At 27.6% G+C, this 5,065-nt stretch carries 5 protein-coding genes and 1 pseudogene (1 of these 6 cut by a window edge); 5 read left to right on the forward strand and 1 reads right to left on the reverse strand.

Features of this window, described 5'->3' with window-relative positions:
* The first annotated feature begins 204 nt into the window (after positions 1 to 204).
* The 5 genes from EHV01_RS03150 to EHV01_RS03170 all read left to right on the forward strand — a co-directional run bounded on the left by EHV01_RS03150 (position 205) and on the right by EHV01_RS03170 (position 4,435).
* Positions 205 to 1,851 carry a hypothetical protein gene (locus EHV01_RS03150; protein ID WP_422066164.1) on the forward strand — a complete coding sequence of 549 codons (1,647 nt, stop codon included), beginning with the start codon at positions 205 to 207 and terminating at the stop codon, positions 1,849 to 1,851.
* A 79-nt stretch (positions 1,852 to 1,930) separates the two neighbouring features.
* Positions 1,931 to 2,380: a hypothetical protein gene (locus tag EHV01_RS03155; RefSeq protein WP_422066165.1), complete on the forward strand. Its 450-nt coding sequence runs from the start codon at positions 1,931 to 1,933 to the stop codon at positions 2,378 to 2,380.
* A gap of 38 nt (positions 2,381 to 2,418) precedes the next feature.
* On the forward strand, positions 2,419 to 3,084 hold the full coding sequence (locus EHV01_RS03160; protein WP_422066166.1) for a hypothetical protein: 666 nt from the start codon (positions 2,419 to 2,421) through the stop codon (positions 3,082 to 3,084).
* A gap of 13 nt (positions 3,085 to 3,097) precedes the next feature.
* Positions 3,098 to 3,478: a transcription antitermination factor NusB gene (locus tag EHV01_RS03165; RefSeq protein ID WP_422066167.1), complete on the forward strand. Its 381-nt coding sequence runs from the start codon at positions 3,098 to 3,100 to the stop codon at positions 3,476 to 3,478.
* 132 nt (positions 3,479 to 3,610) lie between these two features.
* Positions 3,611 to 4,435: an ATP-binding cassette domain-containing protein gene (locus EHV01_RS03170; RefSeq protein ID WP_422066168.1), complete on the forward strand. Its 825-nt coding sequence runs from the start codon at positions 3,611 to 3,613 to the stop codon at positions 4,433 to 4,435.
* 172 nt (positions 4,436 to 4,607) lie between these two features.
* On the opposite strand, the pseudogene EHV01_RS03175 reads toward EHV01_RS03170, so the two are convergent.
* A pseudogene (locus tag EHV01_RS03175) lies at positions 4,608 to 5,065 on the reverse strand (IS30 family transposase) (its annotated part continues 12 nt past the right edge of the window); the annotation flags it as partial.

The raw sequence follows: 5,065 nt of genomic DNA on the forward strand, positions 1-5,065 counted from the left end.
ATAAGCTATTTATTAATTCTGTAATTATTTTTTTCATTAATTATTTACCTCCATATATTAAAAATATACCTAATTTTAGGTATATTTTATAAATATCAAGAGTTTTCAACAAAATTAAAGAAAAAACTTTAAAAAAGTGCAAAAATTTTATATAGTATATGTAAGTATCAAAAAACGAGAAAATAGATAAAAGAGGAATAGAAAATGGCAAAGGAAAAAGACTCAGAATCTGTCGTAACTTCTCGTGTCAATTATGGAAACATTATTGATTCTGATCGAGATACAACAGAACTAATGGATAAAAAATTAACGCCAGCAACAATCAAGGTTTTATTGGGACAATTAGATGAAAATAGTGCCGAATACCAAGCGTTAAAACAAAAATATGTTAACGAAGTTGTTGGAACTAAAAAAACAGGTGTTATTCGTTTAAAGGATAAAAAAAGAAATACTTGAGAAGAGCAAAGAGCTAAAAGTAAATTTATTGATTATAGTTATCGGGTTGAAAAAGAAATTCCTGTTTTGCAAAGATTAAAGAATCATAAAGCAAAACAAGCAGTTAGTAAGAAAGCAGGGTCAAAATCAAAGCCTTTCTTACCACAATTTTCACCAGTAATGTCATTATCAGAAGAAATAACAATTACTACCGAGCAAACGAGTATGCCGAAGAAAATGTCTGTTAAAAATGCCAATTCTAAAACAGAAAATTTAATGAAACCGCCATCAAAAGATAGTGAGCACATTAATGACCAGTTTTCTACTTTCTCAACCTGAAATCATTTTGATGCTAATCAGGTTAAAAATAAATTAGAATTATCAAACTCGTTTGAAGACAAACCTAAAACAATTATTTGTCGAAAAGAAACAGAAGAAGTAACAACAATTCGTCGTGATTTACGGCCAATCTTGGCACAACAAATTTCTCAAATTAAACGGAATGGTTTATCAATTGTTGATTTTGTTGTTGATCCAAATGATAAAATTGAAATTGAAAAAGGAGATGAAGAAATTCTTGTTCGTTTAATTAAACAATCACCAGTTGAAATTAGTTTAAATGAATTTGCTGAAAAAGATATTACTCCGCCAAAACCAAAGCCAGTTAAAATAATTCGGACAGCAGAAGATCCATTATCAATTGAAGAACGATTAATTTTACGATTAGAAAATAAAAGTCGTTTTCAGAAATTGACTGATGCAGAGCAAACGCAATTAGAACAATTAAAAGCAACTTTTGCTGCAAAACTAAATTATAAACAAAGAAAAAAAGATCGAGAAACTGCAAGAGCAAAGAAAGCGATTAATAATCAAACAAACAAAGTAATAACTGATGAACAAGAATTATTGTTTGATGAAGATCTTTACAAAAAAACAAATTATAATCATCGTTATGATGAAACAAAACGGCCAAATATTGAAGAACGATTAGTTTATGATCAAAAAATGACGGAATATTTATTTGAAGTTCGACGTCAATATGAACAAGGATATAATAGTCAAATTTCTCAAGAATTAGCTGATTTTAATCGAGCTATTAACTTATCACGAGCAATTAAAACTAATGATGAAGAATTAAACGATGCAATTTTAAAAAACCGTAGTGAATCAATTTCCCTATTACGTAAGCATGTTATGCTATTAAACCAAAAGCAATATGCTGAAATTAAATTGCCAAATAAACAAGTGCTTAAATATAAAGATACAAAAGGAAACCTTGAAGAGTTTATTAAACGTCAAAAGGAATTCAGACGGTTATTAAGAATTCGCGATGAAGTTAAAGAAAATCGGCAACTTTTAATTGAATCATTACGAGTGCAAGCAAAACTAATGCAAGACGCACGTAGTAGAAAATAGTGTATTAATTATTAATTATCACCTCGTTAAGTATTAACCAAATATTTATAAACCTTAAGGAGATAGGAGGTAACGAGAAATGATAAGAGATATAAAAACAGGGCATCTTTTTTTACGTAATGGAAAAATCATTTGCATTGATTGCATGGACCCCAATGAAATGTTTTTTGCAGGTAATGCACAAGATAAAAATCATTTTCTTAGTTATAATGTTTATACTGAAGATAATGTTACAGAAGCATGTAATAAAAAAGAATATATTTTATTAAGAAATGCTAAATTACATGGGAAATTACTGTATTTACATGCAAAAGAAATTAGATTTTTAAAGTTGGCAGAAATTAAAGCCCCATTACTAGTAGATGGGATTCATGTTCGGGTACAAGAAAAAATCTTTGATTATCAAGAAGCTTTAGCACGGCGATATAATGAAGAATTAGTTGAAAAATTAACAGAAGAAGATGAAATTCAATATCGATATGCGCATCAAAAACGAACTAATCATTTTTGACATCGTAAGAAACCATAGGTTTCTTTTTTACTTAATTTAAAGAAGGAGAAAATAAGATGTTAACATTTAAAAAACGACGTTATTTAGTTAAAATTCGACAGGAGCTTGGTTTACCACCGTTGAATTGAAAACAAGAGTTATATTCTGAGCAATATCATGGCTTTGATAAGATTATTGAACGATATGTTCGGACTGTTAATTATATGTGATATTTTAAAAATGTTGCTTTTTATGATGATTTTAGCCGTATTATATATTATTTTCCACGTTTAATTTTAACGCGAAAAAATCTTTATTTTTTAAAAATCAAAACATTATCTGAACCAGTAACAACAACATTAACAACCCCAATGTGAGAGCAAAGGAAAGGTTTAATTACTTCGCCAATTGTAACACAACAATTTATGATTAATCGGATGGTTAAATTACTTGATGCAAAACAATTTTTACGTACTGCTATAATTAATTTGGTTGTGATTAATAGTAAAGAACCATTTATTGTTACTGACTTGGTGCCTTATAATAATATTCAAATAATTAATCAGCAAGAAATGCATTGAAGTGATATAATAAAACATATTGAAAAAAACGATGATTTAACGATTGATCTTTTTGCCGATGAAACAATTTTAATGTTACATCATTTGTTAAGCGAGCATAGTCATCGCCATAATTATCGGTTACAAAAAAGTAGTTTATTTTGTTTATATCATTATATTTAAAGGAGTATGTCACGTGTCAAAACGCCAAGAACGCATTAATATTATTAATTTGTTATATCGTCACTTTGTTTTACAACATGATGTTTTAACAACAAAACAAGAAGCATATGATTTCTCACAAATGGTAACAACTTCTACGGAAACAATTCAAATTGAGGAAATATTAGCAAATCTATCAGATATTATTGCGAAAATTAATCAACACTTAAAACCAGGATGAAATTTTGCTCGCTTAAGTAATTATCATAAGGCTGTTTTAGTATATGGAGTTTATGAAATTTGTTATCAACAATTAGCAAAGGCAATTGTCATTAATGAAAGTTTAGAAATTTTAAAATTATATGGCGAAGATACTGATTTTAGTTACATTAATTCAGTCTTAGATCAAGTTTAATTTCTAAAATATAAGAATTAGTTCATACAAATAAAAATGGATATTTATATCCTTTTTTATTTTTTTTGGTAAATGTTCTGAGTGTATTTATTAATTAAAACTGAATAAATATAGCTAGGAAAGGGGTAACCTATGAAACAAGTAGTTATAAAGGAACGCAAAGCAATTGATTCAGCAAAACCACTAGTAGAAGTAGTTGATGTTACAAAAAAATATAAAAATAAAGTTGCTTTGAATAACGTTAATTTAGTGATTAATCCAGGTGATCGCATTGGGGTAATTGGAGCCAATGAAAGTGGTAAATCAACATTAAGTGAAATTATTGGTGGAATTCGCCAACTAACAAGTGGTAAAGTCCATCGACAAGAAAATTTAACAATTGGTTTACAATTCCAAGAATCAAAATATCCAATTGGGATTTCAGTAATGGATATGATTAAATACTATTTAAATACCTTTAATATTCCAATGAAAGATGGGCATTTACGTGAATTGTTACGAACATATCAATTAATTGGAATGGAAAATAAATTTGTTGAAGGTCTTTCTGGCGGCCAACAACAACGATTAAATATTTTATTATCAGTAATCCATGACCCAGACTTAGTTATTTTAGATGAAATTTCAACTGGGTTAGATATTGAAGTTCGATCAGAAATTTTTCACTTTTTACAAGAAAATATTGTTGATAAAGGAAAAGCGATGTTTTTAGTAACACATATGATGAGTGAAGTTGAAGAGTTTTGTGAAAAATATATTTATGTTAACAATAGTCAAATTAAAGAAGCTGGTCAAGTCAAAGAGATTGTCGCAAAATATGGTTCAGTGCATAATTTTACGTGACAAATGTTTGAGAAAAATAAAAAAGCTGATTTAGAACAACAATATCAAGCTGTAGTTAAAAAAGCAAAAACAAATTCACGGGTTAATAAAGTTGATAAATGGATTTGCTTTTAAGGAATGTAAAGTAAAGATGCAAATAGGACAATTCACCCTTATTAAGTCAATAATATATTTTATTATTAAAAATTGCAACTATTTTTTCAAAAAAAATATTTTTTTAAATTATGTAGTTATTTCAGCATCACGAAAAATGATTTTTGTTAAAAATCTAAAATTAATAATTTAATTACTGAATATTTTGTAAAAATGCCTCTTTGGAGGACATTCAACCTAAACTCGGTCGTGGTTTTTCATTAATAATTTTCATAACTTTATTAATTTCTTTTTGAGTAATATTGTTAAAATCTGTTCCCTTAATAAGATATTCTCTAATATCTCTATTCATTCTTTCAATTTTAGGTTTTTGTTTTGGTTTACCGGGGTCACAAAAATAAACATTAGTTCCAGTAATTTTTTCAATTCCTTTTCAGTTTGAAAATTCTTTTCCTCTATCAGTTATAATTCCTTTTATATTTTCTTTATAAAGTTTATTTTTAAAAATACTTTTAATTGCTTTATTAACCTCTTCTGAATTGTGGTGGTCTAATTTAAAACAAATCGTATATAAACTTTTTTCTTCGGTAAAAGTTAAACAAGCTGATTGATGGTCTTTACCAACAATACAATCCATTTGAAATCATCCAA

Source organism: Spiroplasma sp. hy2 (genome assembly GCF_044714365.1).
GTDB classification, from domain to species: Bacteria; Bacillota_I; Bacilli_A; order Mycoplasmatales; family Mycoplasmataceae; genus Spiroplasma; species Spiroplasma phoeniceum.